Genomic DNA, 14493 nt, shown 5'->3' on the forward strand with positions numbered 1-14493 from the left:
CGTTCGCCTGCCGGACGACGCCCCCCACGCGTCAGTAGGCCCCCTGCCCCTGGAGCACCGCACGCAGCGTCTTCCACAAGATCACTGTGTCCAGGGCGAGCGACCAGTCCTCCACATACCGCAGGTCCAGCCGGACCGCCTCCTCCCACGGCAGATCGCTGCGCCCGCTGATCTGCCACAGGCCGGTGAGCCCGGGCTTGACCAACAGCCGCCGCCGGATGTCCGGGCCGTACGCGGCGGACTCCTCCGGCAGCGGAGGTCTCGGGCCGACGAGCGACATCGATCCGGTGAGCACGTTGAAGAGCTGCGGGAGTTCGTCGAGCGAGTACCGGCGCAGCACCGCTCCCACCCGGGTCACCCGCGGATCCCGGCGGAGTTTGAACAGCAGGCCGGCGCCCTCGTTGAGGTCGGCCAGCGCGGCACGTGCCCCGTGGGCCCCGGCGACCATGGTGCGGAACTTGAAGAGGGTGAACTCGTGGCCGTCCTTGCCGACCCTGCGCTGGCGGTAGAACGCCCCGCCCCGGCTGTCCACCAGCACGAGCAGCCCGACGAGCACCATCAGCGGCGCGAACAGGACCAGCAGGATCGCGGCGCCCATCCGGTCGACGACCCCTTTGACCGCCCGGCGGCCCCCGGTGAAGGTGGGCATGCTGACCCGCAGCAGCGGGATCCCGAGCACCGCGTCGACGTGCAGCCGCGGGCCGGCCACCTCCATCAGCACGGGGGCCACGACCATCTCGGCATCGCTGCCTTCGAGGTTCCAAGCCAGCCGCTGCAGCCGGTCCGGTGACCAGTGCGGGTCCGGTGTGACCGCGACGACACGGTAGCCGTCGCGGCGGACGTGGTCCGCGACGTCCGCCAGTCGGCCGACGACCGGCACTCCGTCCAGTTGGTCACCGTCGAGCCCGAGACCGTCCGTCGTGCACAGCGCTTCCACCCGCCAGCCGAGGTGCGGGAACTTGCGGGTTCGGGTGATCAGGTCGCGCACGGTGGCCGGGCTCCCCGCAGCGAGCACCGGTCGCAGGCACTGCCCTTCCTTCCGCTGCTTGTGCAGCCAGAGGCGGAGCACATACCGCTCGGTCATGGTGATGAGCGCGATCGCGGGGATCGCGACGAAGATCCAGAGCTTGATGTTGCGCGAGGTGAGGGCGATGCCGCCGAGCGCCAGTACGACGGTCGCCGTGAACAGTGAGCGTCCGAGCCGGCGGAATTCCTCGGCGCCCTGGCCGAGCACGGCCGGAGCCCACGACCGGCTCACCGCAAGCGCTCCCAGCACCAGCAGCTCGGTGCCGAATGCGAGAAATCCCCACTTCTCGTGCCAGTTGGCCGCGTCCCGGACCCCGAAGAAGTTGCCGATCGCCGCCACCACGAAGGCGGTGGCCACGGTATCGCTGGTGATCACGGTGCGGCGGTACCGCTGCTCCCAGTCGGTCGCCGGCTGTCTGATTGCCCCGTTCACCGGACGCCCGCGCGCCGAGAGAAACGGGTCGACTAATTCCCCCTGTTGCACCGCCGCCCCCAGGTCGCCAGTGGGCTCGACGTGTTCGCTCCACACGGTTCCTCCCCCCGGGAGGCCCGCGCCCCCCGCACTGTTCGTCCCCTCGGGAGGCCCCCGCCCCCCGCTCCGCGCTGTTCCTCCCCGGGAGGCCCCCGCCCACCCGCGCATGACATGCCAGCTATTGCAGCGCTACTTGAACACCCCACCCAGGCGGCAGGGGACTCGCATGTCCTGCCAGAGTCCCGAGGTGCGCGGGAACCCGTCGCCTCGGGTGCTCCCCACACCCAAGCCCCCCTCGGGCTCCAAGAATTGATCACCCCTACGTCTGGCGCCGAGGACCCGACTGCTGACTGTCCATGGCGCCGGACCTATAGATCATCATTTATCGCCTGGTGTCCACCATGTGAAGCACCGTCAATCTAGACCATCGGGGCCCGCCTGAAGAGGGGATGTGTGGAACTTGTGCTTAATCTTTGAAGGTTGATTCACCGGCGGTGATCGCCTGCGGGTGCCTGACAACGAAGTCATGCCTCGTGACCTGTGATGACGGGAGTTCCCCGGGCTGCCGACCGAGAGGTACGAGACGCATCCCGCGCTCGCGCCGCGTGCGGATATGCGCGAATGGCTGGTACCGATGCCCTCGTCCACCCGACGGCCATCGGCTCCGAGCCCGGCCACCCCGGCTTCGCTACCCAGCCCCTGTGGCAGAAGGCCATCAACGGCAAGAAGGCCCGGGTCGAGCACCTCTACGCGATCGCCGACGGTGGAGTCGCGCCTGACGAACGCGAACCTGACGTGATCTTCCGCCTGGACGAGTTCGGCCCGTTCAACCTCCAAAAGCGCCACCAGGGCCCGAACGGAGGCGCCTGACCTGGGCCTTTGTCCGTTCGGCGGCTCTCGCTCCAGCCACGCGGGGAGGGGCCTGACATGCGGGGAGACCTCCCTCTCCTCTCACCGCAAGCACCCCCCTGACCAGGGAAAACAGCGAAATGCTGCCGGCGTACCCGTACTCGCGCCGCCTCGCGGCGGGACGGCTTCTGCGAGACCCTGGGAGCGGGGAGCGTGCCTGGCAGTGGCGACGCGCCGCGGCGGAGCGGGCCCGACCGCGGCGACGCACATACCGGGTGACACCCGCACCGCGCGAGGAAGGCGGGCTGTGATGAGCGATCCGGAGACGGGCGCCGCGGGGCGGAGCCAGGGCGAGTCGGCCCACCTCTCGGCGATCACGTTGAGCGTCAACCGTCAGGTGCGGCGGCTCGAGGTGGATCCGCGGACCTCGCTGCTCGACGCGCTGCGCGAACATCTGCGCCTGAGCGGGACCAAGAAGGGCTGTGACCACGGGCAGTGCGGCGCCTGCACCGTGCTGGTCAACGGCCGGCGCATCAACTCCTGTTTGACGCTCGCCGTCATGCACGAGGACGACGAGGTGCTGACGATCGAAGGCCTGGGCGGCCCCGGTGATCTGCACCCCATGCAAAGCGCCTTCGTCGAGTGTGACGGCTTCCAATGTGGCTACTGCACTCCCGGCCAGATCTGTTCGGCTGTCGGCATGCTCACCGAGGTGGAGGCGGGTTGGCCCAGCCACGCCACCGCCGACGTGGCCCCGGTGCGGATCGCGTTGACCGATGAGGAGATCCGCGAGCGGATGAGCGGCAACATCTGCCGGTGCGCCGCCTATCCGAACATCGTCGCGGCTATCCGCAGTGTGGCGGAAGGGGACGCGGAATGAGGCCCTTCACCTACCAACGCGCCACGGACGCACGGGCCGCCGTGGCCGCGGTGTCGCGCCCCGGTGCGAAGTTCATCAGTGGCGGCACCAATCTGCTCGACCTCATGAAGCTCGACATCGAGCAGCCCGGCCATCTGGTCGACATCAGCCGGCTTCCGTTGCGGGACATCGAGGAGTTGCCGGACGGCGGACTGCGGATCGGCGCTCAGGCCGTGAATTCCGATGTGGCCGCAGATACCCGAGTGCGCACCCGGTACCCGGTCCTGTCGCAGGCGCTGCTGTCCGGCGCATCGGGCCAGTTGCGAAACAAGGCGTCCACCGGGGGAAACCTTTTGCAGCGCACGCGCTGCCCCTACTTCTACGACACTGCTGAGGGCTGCAACAAGCGGAATCCCGGGTCCGGATGCTCGGCGATCGGCGGGTTCAACCGCATACACGCGGTCCTCGGCGCCAGCGAATCCTGCATCGCCACCCATCCCTCGGACATGGCCGTCGCGATGACCGCGCTGGAGGCAGAGGTCGAACTGCTCGACGCCGACGAGTCGGTACGCCGCGTCGCGCTCACGGATTTCTACCGGCTGCCGGGCGATACGCCGCACATCGAGACGGAGCTGCGGCCCGGCGAGATGATCACGAGCGTGGTCCTGCCCCCGCCCCCGCCGGGCCGGCAGATCTACCGCAAGGTGCGCGACCGGGCGTCCTACGAGTTCGCCCTGGTCTCCGTGGCGGCCGTCGTCTCGACCGATCAGGCAATGATCAGCGAGGCGCGGGTGGCGTTCGGCGGTGTGGCCCACAAACCGTGGCGGTCCCTCGAGGCGGAGGCCGCGCTGACCGGCCGTCCCGCCACGATGGCCACCTATCGCTCCGCGGCCGAAGCCGCGATGCGCGACGCCGTGGGTCAGGGACACGACGACTTCAAGATCGAGCTGGCCAAGCGCACGCTGTGCCGCACGTTGGCACAAGCGGCCCAGTCGAGCTGAGGAGTCGAGATGATCGGCCAAGCTGTGAACCGCGTCGACGGCCCGTTGAAGGTCTCCGGCCGGGCCACCTATTCCTACGAGCACTGGGGCGCCGACCAACCGCTCTACGGCTTCATCGTCGGCGCGACGATCGGCAAGGGCCGCATCACCCGGATCGACACCGAGAGCGCCGAAGCCGCGCCCGGCGTCCACCTGGTGATGACCCATCACAACGCCCCGACACAAGGCGTCCGCGATGAGTCCGTTTCCTTCGAATACTGGCGCGCCCAGCCGGTCCTGACCAGCCCGGAGATTCACCATTACGGCGAACCGGTGGCATTCGTCGTCGCCACGACCTTCGAGCAGGCCCGGGCGGCGGCCGGTCTCGTCGACGTGGAATACACCGGCGGCCGGGGACGCTTCGACTTCGCCGAGCAGGAAGGCGAGGCGTACATCCCCAAAGTGGTCAATGCCGGAATCCCCACCGACACCGCGGTGGGTGATTTCGATGCCGGATTCGATGCGGCTGCCGTCAGAGTCGATCAGCACTACACGACGCCGTACGAGTTCTCCATGCCGATGGAGCCGCACGCGTGTCTGGTGGAACCGCATGGCGAGGACCTGGTGGTCTACGTCAGCAGTCAGATCGTGGACGCGGCGCATGCCTCGATCGCCGGCACCCTTCGGATGGACCCTGCGCGCATTCACGTCGTCTCCCGCTTCGTCGGCGGGGGGTTCGGCTCCAAGCTGGGCATCCATTCCGAGGCGATCCTGGCGGCCCTCGCCGCCCGCGCGTTGCGCCGACCGGTCAAAGCGGCGCTGACCCGACAGCAGATGTTCCACCTCACCGGCATGCGCCCCATATCAAGCCAGCGGGTGCGGCTGGGCGCGGCGCACGACGGTCGGCTGGCTGCGATCGCCCATGACGTCACCATGCACACCAACCCCGACAATGAGTACGCCGAGCAGACCGCCGCCACGACCCGCAGCCTGTACGCCGCGCCCCACCGGTTGACCAGCCACCGGCTCACGCCGCTCGACCTGCCGCCCGGGACCGACGTCCGCGCGCCGGGCGAGGCGCCGGGGATGCTGGCGGTCGAGTCGGCGATGGACGAGCTGGCCGATGCGCTCGGCATGGACCCCGTCGAACTGAGGATCCGCAACGAGCCCACCGTCGATCCCGAGCGGGGCGTGCCGTACAGCGACCGCCACCTGGTCGACTGCCTGCGCGAAGGCGCGCGCCGCTTCGGCTGGGAGGGCCGGCCCGCCACCCCGGCGAGTGTGCGCGAGGGGCGGTGGTTGGTCGGCTACGGCATGGCGGCCGCCATCCGCGGGCATTTCCAGGGCCCGACAACGGTGCGGGTGCGGTGCGAGGCGGACGGCACCGCCGTCGTCGAGACGGACATGACCGACATCGGAACGGGCACCTACACCATCCTGACCCAGGTCGCGGCCGACGGGCTGGCACTGCCGCCCGATCGGGTGCGGATCGAGTCCGCGCGTTCCGACCTTCCCTCCAGCTGGGGTTCCGGTGGCTCGTGGGGCGCCGCCAACTCGAGCACCGCGGTGCATCGGGCGTGCGCGGCCCTGCGCGAGAAACTGCTGGCAGCGGCGCTCGGCGACACGCGCTCTTCGCTGCACGGCCTGGACCCGGCAGAGGCGATGTTCTCCGACGGCCACGTGCGCATCGGTGGCGCGACAGAGGCGCTGAGCGAGATCGTCGCGCGGAGCCATCCCGAAGGTGTGGAGGCGGAGGGCCGGACACCCTTCATGGGCGACGATCCGAACTACGCGGCCTACTCGATCCACACCTACGGGGCCCATTTCGCCGAAGTGGGGGTCGACGCGGACACCGCCGAGATCCGGCTGCGCCGGATGCTGGGCGTGTTCTCGGTGGGTCGCGTGCTCAACTCGAAGACGGCGCGCTCGCAGCTGATCGGCGGCATGATCTGGGGGGCCGGCGCGGCCCTCGAGGAAGAGGCCGTCGTCGACCCGCGCTCCGGCGCCTTCGTCAACCGGGATCTGGCGCAATACCTCGTGCCGGTCCACGCCGACGTCCCCGACGTCGATGCCATCGTCCTCGACGGGTACGACGACAAGGCCAACGTCCTGGGCGCAAAGGGTGTCGGCGAACTGGGCATCTGCGGGGCCGGTGCGGCGGTGGCGAACGCGGTGTTCAACGCCACCGGGATACGCGTACGCGACTTCCCCATCACCCTCGAGAAGCTGTTGCCCGAGCTCCCACTCATGGACAGCTGATGCCGCATCAGGCACCGTTCGCCCTGTCCCGTGCCTGGCTCGGCCCTCGACGCGGACCCTGACCGAGCCGGCGGCCTTCCTGGTCGCCGAGGGGGTGGTCGACGGCAGCGGGCCGAACGCGGCGGCAAGCGAACACCTCGCATGCACCGTCGGCCTGTTCAGCCCGACGGGGTTGAACAGGAGGAAGCCCGCTGTGCCCGGGAACTGCCGCTGAAGCTCGTCATCGCCGACGCGTCCCTCGTGCCGTGCGACATGCCCGACCCGGTGGCCGGTGCGGGCTCCACCACCACGCTGTTCATCGAACATCCGGCGCTCGCGGGCTGTCTGCGGCTGGCCTTTCAGACCGTTTGGGCGGGTGCGGCGCCCGCGCCGGGGTCCGGCTCGGTGTCGTGAGAGGCCGGTCCTCCATCGGCTGACGGTGATCCTTCAGCCGCGCCATGGCCGCCGTTCGGCCACTCCTGTCGGAAAGCGGCGGGGTCCGCACGTGGCCGGGTGCCGGGGCTTAAAGGCCCTTGTAGGGGGAAATGATTCGCCCGAACTGTTGTCGGAGCCGCGGTCGTCCGGTGCAGAGGGAAGGTGCCTGTCGTGGATGTGCCCTTGTATCTGCAACCACGACTGGAACCACCGCTCACCTCGCTGCTGGACGCCGGCGGGTTCCTGCACTCGCTCGTCGACGCCCTCGGCTCTCCGCTCAATGTGCTGCTGCCGGAGCGGATCGCCGAGAACGCCGAGCGATTCCGTGCCGTCTACCGTGAGCACCACCTCGCCGGGCGGGTGTACTTCGCGCACAAGGCGAACCGGTCCAGCGCGCTGGTGCGGCGGCTGGCGGCGATGGACCCGGCCGCGGTCGGCGTCGATGTCGCCTCGCTGGGGGAGCTGCGGCACGCCCTGGCGTGCGGTCTCACGCCGGACAGGATCATGGCCACCGGCCCCAAGGACCCGGAGTTCCTGTGGCTCGCCGCTCGTGTCGGGGCGACGGTGAACCTCGACTCGCACGGTGAGCTGGATCAACTGGTGGAGATCGTACGGAAGTACGGCCTCTCCCGAATCGACGTCCTGCTGCGGCTCTCCGAGTTCGAGTCGGCCGCGGACTCCGCAGGAGCGGGTGTGCGGCTGCGCTCGCGGCGCAGCCGCTTCGGCTCTCCGGCGGGGGAGGTGAGTGATCTTCTGTCCGCGGTCGAACGGAACCGTGACGCAGTCGAGTTGACGGGTGTGGCGTACCACCTGGACACGACCGCCCTCGCGGAGAAGGTCCGCGCCCTGGAGTGCTGCGTGCAGGTCATGGACGAGTGCCGTGTCCGGGGGCTGGCACCGCGCGTGGTCGACATCGGCGGCGGCTTCGGCGTCGGCTATGTCGCCGACGCCGACCAGTGGGAGCGCTACACCACCGCGTTGACCGAGGCGGTGCTCGGCACCCGCCCGGCCCTGACCTGGCGCGGGCACGGCTACGGGCTGCGCAACGAGGGCGGCACGGTGCGCGGGACGGCGGCCCTCTACCCGGCGTACCGGCCCACCGCCGGACCCGGCTACCTGGACGAACTTCTCTCCCTGCCCACGCCCTCTCTGGGACGCCCGTCGGCCACCCTGCTCCTGGAGCACCTCCATGACCTGTACGTCGAGCCGGGCCGGGCCCTGGCGGACCAGTGCGGGCTCTCCCTGGCCCGGGTGCTGGACGTACGGCGTACGGGGGAGGACTCGGAATCGGGCTCGGGCTCGGGCGAGTATCTGGTGCGCCTGGGCATGAACGCCGGGGACGTGAGCCTCGAGGAGCACGGCGTGCTCGTCGATCCGGTACTCATTCCCCGTACCGCATCCGAAGGGTCGGACGAGGAAAGCCCGGTGGGGGTCCACCTCGTCGGCAACCTGTGTCTGGAGGCGGATCTGATCACCCGTCGCACGGTCTACCTTCCCCGGCTGCCACGCATCGGTGATCTGCTCGCCTTCGCCAACACCGCGGGCTACGCAATGGACTTCCACGCGCACCGCGCGCAACGGCAGCCCGTCGCCCGCACGGTCGCCGTCGTCCGAGAGGGCGGCACCTGGCGCTGGTGCCTGGACGAGGAGTACTGGCCGATCACCCACCCGGGGGGAGCGTTGTCATGAGGTACGACAGCATCACAGAGGCGATCGGCAACACGCCGCTGGTGCGCATCGACCCGGCCGTGCACGGCCTGCGCCACATCGACCTGTACGCGAAGCTGGAGATGCTCAACCCCTTCGGCTCGGTCAAGGACCGGCCCGCCTGGAACATGGCGCGCCCGCTTCTGGAGGCCGCGGCCGACGGTGGTGAGACGGTGGTGGAACTCTCCAGCGGGAACACGGCCAAGGCCCTCGCCCTGCTGGCCGGGATGCACGGGCTGCGGTTCAAGAGCGTGACCAACCGGATGCGGGTGCCGGAGATCAAGGAGCTGCTTCTGCTGCTGGGCGCCGAGATCGAGGAACTGCCCGGGCAGAGCGAGTGCCTCGACCCCACCGACACGGACGATCCGCTGACCCGTTTCCACCAGGCGCTCTCCGAACCGGGAAGCACGTATCTGCACACGGACCAGTACTTCAACCCGCGTAACACCGAGGCGCACGCGGCGGGGACCGGCCCGGAGATAGTGAAGGACCTGGACGGGCGGGCACCGGACTGGTTCATCGCCTGCGTGGGCACGGCCGGTTCGTCGACCGGAGTGGCCAGGCTGCTGCGCGAGCACGATCCCGAGGTACGCGTCCTCGGCCTGGTCGCCCGCACAACGGACTTCATCCCCGGCATCCGCACCCTCGACGAGGTCCACCAGGTCGGCCTGTTCGACCCGGCGACGTACGACACCATTGAGTCGGTGAGCTCCGACGAGGCCATCGACGGCATGCTGACCCTCATCCGCCGCTGCGGGCTGCTGTCGGGACCGACCGGTGGTGCCGCCTACCTGGGCGCGGTACGTCATCTGCGGGGCGTGGACGCCGAGTTGACGGACTCGGCGCCTCGCAGGTCAGCGGTGTTCATCGTCTGCGACCGCGCCGAGAGCTATCTCAGCTATGTACGGCAGCGCCGCCCCGAGCTCCTGGGCGCACTGCGCCGCGGTCACTCCGCCGCGGCCCTCACCGACGCCGAAGTGCAGGCCGAGGCCCAGGTCATCGGCACCGACGACGCCCGGCGGTGGATCGCCGGGGGCGAGCCGCGCCCGCTCGTCGTCGATCTGCGGGGCCCGCACGCGTACGCCGCACTGCACATCGAAGGCTCGGTCAACATCGTCGACGAGCTCTTCGATGAACTCGTCCGCGGCGGGCTGCCCTTCAGCAAGCGGCGGCCGGTGCTGCTGGCGTGTCCGGTCGGTGAGAAGTCCGCCCGGTACGCCGCGCTGCTGACCCGGATGGGACATCCCGACATCCGTAGCCTCGCCGGCGGCATCATCGCCTGGCGGGATGCGGGCGCCCCGCTGGTGCGGGAATGAGCACCGGGCATCCGCTCTACCGGGAGGAGCGGGCGGAGTCGGCGCACTGGCATCGCCGGGCGCGGGCGCAGTTCCCGATCATCACCGCACACCCCGAGCTGGTCTACCTCGACAGCGCGGCCACCTCTCAGAAACCCCGGGCGGTGCTGGATGCCGTAGAGGCCTATCTCACGACGACGAACGCCAACGCGGGACGGGGCACCTACCCGTGGGCCAACCGGACGACGGAGCTGGTGGAACGGACTCGGCGGCGGGTCAAGGAGTTCCTCGGCGATCCGGAACCGCAGCGGTCCGCCGTCCACTTCACCAGCGGCACCACCGAGGGGCTGCGCATCATCGCCCGCGACTGGCTCACCTCGTACCTCACCGACGGCGACGAGATCCTCGTGCCCTTCGCCGACCACCGGGCGAACCTGGACCCGTGGTTGGAGGCCCAACGGCTGCTGGCCGACCGGGGAATCGACGTACGGGTGCGGGCGCTGCCGTACCAGGCGGAGTCCGGCGACTACGACCATCGGGCGCTGGACCGGGTCATCGGCCCGCGCACCCGCTTCGTCGCCGCCACGCACATCCACCACGTGTACGGGGGCGACATGAACGTGCACCGCATCCGGGCGGCCGTCGGCCCGGACGTACCGATCTGTCTGGACGCCGCCCAGAGCGTCGGCCATCTCCCGGTGCGCGTGGCCGGCTCCGCCCTCGACGTCGACTTCATCGTCTTCTCCGGCCACAAGGCGCTGGCCCTGCCCGGTTCCGGGGCGATCTGGGCGCGCAACGCCCGCGGCCCGCTGTTCGAGCCCGGCGGCTGGCACGGCACCCCCAACACCGTCGGCATCGCCTCGCTGGAGGCCGCGCTCGACTGGCTGGACGCGGTCGGCACGGACCGGATTGCGCGGTGGACCGTCGCCCTCGCGACCCGGCTGACCGACGGACTCCGGCGCCTCGCCTCGTACGAGATCCTGGGCTGTCAGTCCAGTCTGGCCGCCGGCTCCCCGGTCCCCGCCGTCCAGCGGCGCCACGGCATCGTCACCTTCCGGCACCACGGCATCCCTTCCGACGACCTCGGCTTCATCCTGTTCAGCCATGGCTTCATGGTGCGGGCCGACAGCCTGTGCCAGGCCGGCGCGGCCGAGAAGGACGGATCGGTGCGGGTCAGCCTGCATGTGTACAACACCGTGGAGGAAATCGACCGCCTGTTGACCGTACTTGCCTCGCTCGACTGAAGGCGTGAATGAAAACCGTTTCCACATGTAGATTCGGAGGTGATCGCGACAGGTGTGAGACGGAAGAGGTGGCGCGGCCGGATGGGCGTGAGCATGGCGACGGCCAAACACTGGGTGGAGCGCTGGGAGCAACAGCAGCAGCACTACGCCATCGACCGCGAGGAGCGGTTCACCGTGATCGCCGATGTGGTCGAGTGCGTCACGGCGGGCCGCGCCGGACCGCTGCTCCTGGACCTGGGCTGCGGGCCCGGCTCGCTGGCGGCGCGGCTCGCCGAGCGCCTGCCGGACGCGGAGATCGTCGCCGTCGACATGGACCCGCTCCTTCTGGAGCTCGGCCGCACCCACCACGCGGGCGCCGCCCGCTTTGTGGACGCCGTGATCGGCGACGACGGCTGGACCGAAGCCCTCGAACTGGACCGCCCGTTGGACGCGGCCGTCTCGACGACGGCCCTCCACTACCTCCCCGAGTCCACCCTGCTGGCCACCTACCGCCGTCTGGCGGCCCTCCTGAGCCCTGGAGGCGCCCTCATCAACGGTGATCACTTCCCGCAGGGCGGCCCGCCCTGCTCGGATCTCACCGCACAGGTAGGCCGCCGCCGGGCCGAGCGTTCACGCATTCACCTCCATGAGGACTGGCGGTCCTGGTGGGTAGCGGCGGCCGAGGACCCCGAGCTGGCCGACCTGTTCACGCAACGCGAGCGGCGCCGGGCCGCGCGCGGAAGCGGCAGCGACGGCGGCGGCCTGACGGCGGCCCGTCACACCGAACTCCTGCGACAGGCGGGCTTTCGCCACGTCACACCGGTCTGGCAGTTCGGGGACAGCCATGTCCTGGTCGCGGTCAAGGACTGATGCCGCTCCGGCCGCTGACTGTCGCCGTCGGTAGGTACGGGACCGGCACCGCGGCCGGGGGTGTGCTTCTCCTGCGGCGTGTCAGAGGGTGAGGCTCATCAAGATGTCGTCACGGTCGTCGCCGGGCGCCACCCGCAGCGCTCCCGGCCATCGGCCGACCTCCACCCACCCCAACTTGCGGTAGAACTCCTCCAGTCCCAGGCCCGCTCTCGCGCTGAGCCCCAGCCGTTCCAGCCCCATCTCGTCCCGGGCGATACCACGGACGCGGTGCATCAGCGCGGCGCCGATCCCCAGGCGGCGGAAGCGGGTGTGCGTCTGGACGTGGTTGACCACGCCGCAGTGCGCGACGAGTGGATGCTCGTCACGGCGAAGGAACAGCCAGCCCGCGAGCGCGCTCTCGACAGTGGCGACGAGCAGCCTCCTCCGTTGCGGATCAAGTCCGTGGACGAGCTGGTCCACCACTGGCGCGACGTCCCGGGTACTCACCGGCGGCAGAGGGAAGTCGGCGGGGATGACCGCCCCGCCGGCATTGCTCACCGTCACCCAGCAGTTCGTCAGCTCCCGCCTGAGTTCAGGGGTGATCTCCCCGGGGCGGGTGATCTGTGTGAACTCGGGTGCCATCGCTGCCTCGTGCGCCGTCATGACGGGCAGCCTGCCAGATCTCCGGTCGCGGACGGATCGCTCAGACCTTGGGAAGGGCGGGGGTGGCGGTGGAGCTTCGGAACGTGTGGGTGCAGGGCTCTTCACTTCCGTAGGTGAGGAGTGCGAGTCGAAGCGGCGGGAGCAGCTCCGGCTTCGGCGTGAGCCGGTGTGCGGGGCGTGCGGCAGGCACTTGGTGCTGTCATCGACGCGCCCTTGCGATGAGGTCGTTGACGGCCTGGATCACCGCGTCCGCCCGCTCCTCGTGCAGCCACCCGTGCCCCGCGTCGTCGAGAATCCTCTGCTCGCCGCGCGAGGACTCGGCGGCCAGCTCGGAGTGCAGGGCGCGCTTGCCCTCGTTGATCTCGCGCAGGAGTTCCGCGGGCCACAGGTGGGCCTGGGTGGCGTCGTGTCCCATGGCCGTGAGCACGATCAGCGGCACGTCGGGGGTGGCCGGGGCCTGCCGGAACTCGCCGGCGACCTTGTCGTAGAGGTTGTGGTTCTCGCGCGAGGCGACCCGCCAGGTGGCGAGGTGACGCGCGACCAAGGGCTCGCGCACCGGCTCCGGCCAGGCGGCGAAGTGCTGGACCATCTGGGCACGGGACTGCTCCAGCTGCTCCGGCGTGGGCTCGGCCGACTCCTGGCTCCTCATCTGATCCAGCATGTCGTCGAGCTTCTCCCGTACCTGCCGGGGGACGCGGGTCGCCATGTCCTCGTGGAAGGGGTCGAGCAGGAGCAGGCCGGCCACCTCGTCGGGGAAACGCCTGGCGTAGTGGCGCGCGTAAGCCCCACCCAGGGAGTGGCCGATCAACAGGTGGGGGCCGGGAACGCCGGCGGTGCAGAGCAGTTCGTGCAGTTCGTCGGTGACTTCGGCTGCGGTGCGGGGCAGCCCGGCAGGGTAGCTCCAGCCGTTGCCCCCGCGGTCGTAGAGGACGCTCGTGGTCAGCTCGGCGACGTGGTTGTGGATGTTCAGGTAGTCCAGGCTCATCAGCCCCACGCCCGCCAGGAATACCGCAGTCGGGCCGCTCGCGCCGGAGCGGTGCAGCATCAGGTGCCGACCGTCGCCGATGTCATGCAGGCGTCCAAGGGGAGGTGGCGTGCGGGTCATGGGTTGCTCCTCTGCGATGCCGATGCGATGGGCCTGTGCCACAGCTTCATTCTCAACTTTGAGAACAGTATCACCCGTGAGATCGTATTCCCATGGACACGGTCGATCTGCTCCTGCACCCCGTACGGCTGCGCATCGTGCACGCCATGTCCGGCGGCCGGACGCTGACCACCTCGCAGTTGTGCGCGCTGCTGCCCGACGTGTCGAAGGCCACCGTGTACCGGCATGTGGGCCTGCTGGCCGATGGCGGCCTGCTGGAGGTCGAGGGCGAGCAGCGGGTGCGCGGAGCCGTCGAGCGCCGCTACCGGCTGCGGCGTGAGCGGGCGGTGATCGACGCCGACACCGCTGCTTCGGTTCCGCTCGAGGACCATCGGCGGGTGTTCGCCGTGGCGATGGCGACCCTGCTGGCCGAGTTCAACACCTACCTCGACCGGCCCGGCGCCGACCCCGCCGCCGATCTGGTGGGCTACCGCCAGCACGCGATGTGGCTCAGCCGGGACGAACTCACCGCGCTGATCGATGAGATGCGCGACGCCTTGATGCGCCGTATCGCCCATGAGCCCTCACCCGAGCGCACCCGATACCTGATCAGCCCGATCCTGTTCCCCGCCGAGGAACCACCCGCGGCCAGTGGCGAGAATTAGGGTCTGTTCCTTCGATCACGACCGCAGCCGGATGAGGAGTGCGGCGGCGGTGACGGTGCCGGGGTAGACGCACCCTCGCTTGTCGTATCGGGTGGCGACGGCTCTGAACCGCTTGGGCTTGCCGATGGCCCGCTCCACCGTGTTGCGG

Annotated in this window: 13 protein-coding genes and 2 pseudogenes; 11 read left to right on the forward strand and 4 right to left on the reverse strand. The window is 70.0% G+C overall.

All coding sequences use genetic code 11. The annotated features are described in order from the left end of the window. Positions 1-31: 31 nt before the first annotated feature. Positions 32-1510, reverse strand: coding sequence for a sugar transferase (locus ACIGWZ_RS09295; RefSeq protein WP_400063244.1), 1479 nt, complete (start codon positions 1508-1510; stop codon positions 32-34). Positions 1511-2122: 612 nt separating this feature from the next. On the opposite strand from ACIGWZ_RS09295, the pseudogene ACIGWZ_RS09300 reads away from it, so the two are divergent. The 10 genes and pseudogenes from ACIGWZ_RS09300 to ACIGWZ_RS09345 form a co-directional block, all read left to right on the forward strand. Then, a pseudogene (locus ACIGWZ_RS09300) lies at positions 2123-2221 on the forward strand (hydrolase); the annotation flags it as partial. Next, a pseudogene (locus tag ACIGWZ_RS09305) lies at positions 2222-2332 on the forward strand (IS630 family transposase); the annotation flags it as partial. It abuts the pseudogene before it with no gap. 325 nt (positions 2333-2657) lie between these two features. After that, positions 2658-3227 (forward strand): 2Fe-2S iron-sulfur cluster-binding protein, encoded by a 570-nt coding sequence (locus ACIGWZ_RS09310; protein ID WP_400062470.1) that lies wholly within the window; start codon positions 2658-2660, stop codon positions 3225-3227. Beyond that, entirely contained in the window at positions 3224-4207 is a 984-nt protein-coding gene (locus ACIGWZ_RS09315) for an FAD binding domain-containing protein (RefSeq protein WP_400062472.1), read from the forward strand. Before ACIGWZ_RS09310 ends, ACIGWZ_RS09315 begins: the two co-directional genes overlap by 4 nt. A gap of 9 nt (positions 4208-4216) precedes the next feature. Then, on the forward strand, positions 4217-6445 hold the full coding sequence (locus tag ACIGWZ_RS09320; protein ID WP_400062474.1) for a molybdopterin cofactor-binding domain-containing protein: 2229 nt from the start codon (positions 4217-4219) through the stop codon (positions 6443-6445). Positions 6446-6586: 141 nt separating this feature from the next. After that, positions 6587-6838, forward strand: coding sequence for a hypothetical protein (locus ACIGWZ_RS09325; RefSeq protein ID WP_400062476.1), 252 nt, complete (start codon positions 6587-6589; stop codon positions 6836-6838). A gap of 192 nt (positions 6839-7030) precedes the next feature. Continuing rightward, positions 7031-8548, forward strand: coding sequence for a Y4yA family PLP-dependent enzyme (locus tag ACIGWZ_RS09330; RefSeq protein ID WP_400062478.1), 1518 nt, complete (start codon positions 7031-7033; stop codon positions 8546-8548). Then, a complete protein-coding gene (locus ACIGWZ_RS09335; protein ID WP_400062480.1) occupies positions 8545-9882 on the forward strand; it encodes a pyridoxal-phosphate dependent enzyme in 1338 nt (445 codons plus the stop codon). The genes ACIGWZ_RS09330 and ACIGWZ_RS09335 overlap by 4 nt, the downstream gene beginning before the upstream one ends. Next, on the forward strand, positions 9879-11105 hold the full coding sequence (locus ACIGWZ_RS09340; RefSeq protein ID WP_400062482.1) for an aminotransferase class V-fold PLP-dependent enzyme: 1227 nt from the start codon (positions 9879-9881) through the stop codon (positions 11103-11105). Before ACIGWZ_RS09335 ends, ACIGWZ_RS09340 begins: the two co-directional genes overlap by 4 nt. 81 nt (positions 11106-11186) lie before the next feature. Further along, a complete protein-coding gene (locus ACIGWZ_RS09345) occupies positions 11187-11954 on the forward strand; it encodes a class I SAM-dependent methyltransferase (protein ID WP_400062484.1) in 768 nt (255 codons plus the stop codon). Between the two features lie 81 nt (positions 11955-12035). Here ACIGWZ_RS09345 and ACIGWZ_RS09350 read toward each other — a convergent pair whose 3' ends face one another. Continuing rightward, a complete protein-coding gene (locus tag ACIGWZ_RS09350) occupies positions 12036-12596 on the reverse strand; it encodes a GNAT family N-acetyltransferase (RefSeq protein WP_400062486.1) in 561 nt (186 codons plus the stop codon). Between the two features lie 199 nt (positions 12597-12795). Continuing rightward, the gene (locus ACIGWZ_RS09355; RefSeq protein WP_400062488.1) at positions 12796-13701 is read right to left on the reverse strand and encodes an alpha/beta fold hydrolase; all 906 of its coding nucleotides are present in this window, start codon (positions 13699-13701) and stop codon (positions 12796-12798) included. A gap of 92 nt (positions 13702-13793) precedes the next feature. Here ACIGWZ_RS09355 and ACIGWZ_RS09360 point away from each other — a divergent pair, with 92 nt between their 5' ends. After that, entirely contained in the window at positions 13794-14345 is a 552-nt protein-coding gene (locus ACIGWZ_RS09360; protein WP_400062490.1) for a helix-turn-helix domain-containing protein, read from the forward strand. A gap of 15 nt (positions 14346-14360) precedes the next feature. Here ACIGWZ_RS09360 and ACIGWZ_RS09365 read toward each other — a convergent pair whose 3' ends face one another. Continuing rightward, complete coding sequence (locus tag ACIGWZ_RS09365; RefSeq protein WP_400062492.1) at positions 14361-14483, reverse strand: hypothetical protein; 123 nt, start codon at positions 14481-14483, stop codon at positions 14361-14363. Between the last annotated feature and the right edge of the window lie 10 nt (positions 14484-14493).

The sequence above is a fragment of the Streptomyces sp. NPDC053427 genome, assembly GCF_044544985.1.
Lineage (GTDB): Bacteria > Actinomycetota > Actinomycetes > Streptomycetales > Streptomycetaceae > Streptomyces.

Bases quoted from the DNA above. Each gene is read 5' to 3' on its own strand.
- ACIGWZ_RS09350 (WP_400062486.1), bottom strand. From the start codon at position 12,596: ATGACGGCGCACGAGGCAGCGATGGCACCCGAGTTCACACAGATCACC.
- ACIGWZ_RS09315 (WP_400062472.1), top strand. From the start codon at position 3,224: ATGAGGCCCTTCACCTACCAACGCGCCACGGACGCACGGGCCGCCGTG.
- ACIGWZ_RS09340 (WP_400062482.1), top strand. From the start codon at position 9,879: ATGAGCACCGGGCATCCGCTCTACCGGGAGGAGCGGGCGGAGTCGGCG.
- ACIGWZ_RS09310 (WP_400062470.1), top strand. From the start codon at position 2,658: ATGAGCGATCCGGAGACGGGCGCCGCGGGGCGGAGCCAGGGCGAGTCG.
- ACIGWZ_RS09335 (WP_400062480.1), top strand. From the start codon at position 8,545: ATGAGGTACGACAGCATCACAGAGGCGATCGGCAACACGCCGCTGGTG.
- ACIGWZ_RS09345 (WP_400062484.1), top strand. From the start codon at position 11,187: ATGGGCGTGAGCATGGCGACGGCCAAACACTGGGTGGAGCGCTGGGAG.
- ACIGWZ_RS09320 (WP_400062474.1), top strand. From the start codon at position 4,217: ATGATCGGCCAAGCTGTGAACCGCGTCGACGGCCCGTTGAAGGTCTCC.
- ACIGWZ_RS09355 (WP_400062488.1), bottom strand. From the start codon at position 13,701: ATGACCCGCACGCCACCTCCCCTTGGACGCCTGCATGACATCGGCGAC.
- ACIGWZ_RS09325 (WP_400062476.1), top strand. From the start codon at position 6,587: ATGCACCGTCGGCCTGTTCAGCCCGACGGGGTTGAACAGGAGGAAGCC.
- ACIGWZ_RS09360 (WP_400062490.1), top strand. From the start codon at position 13,794: ATGGACACGGTCGATCTGCTCCTGCACCCCGTACGGCTGCGCATCGTG.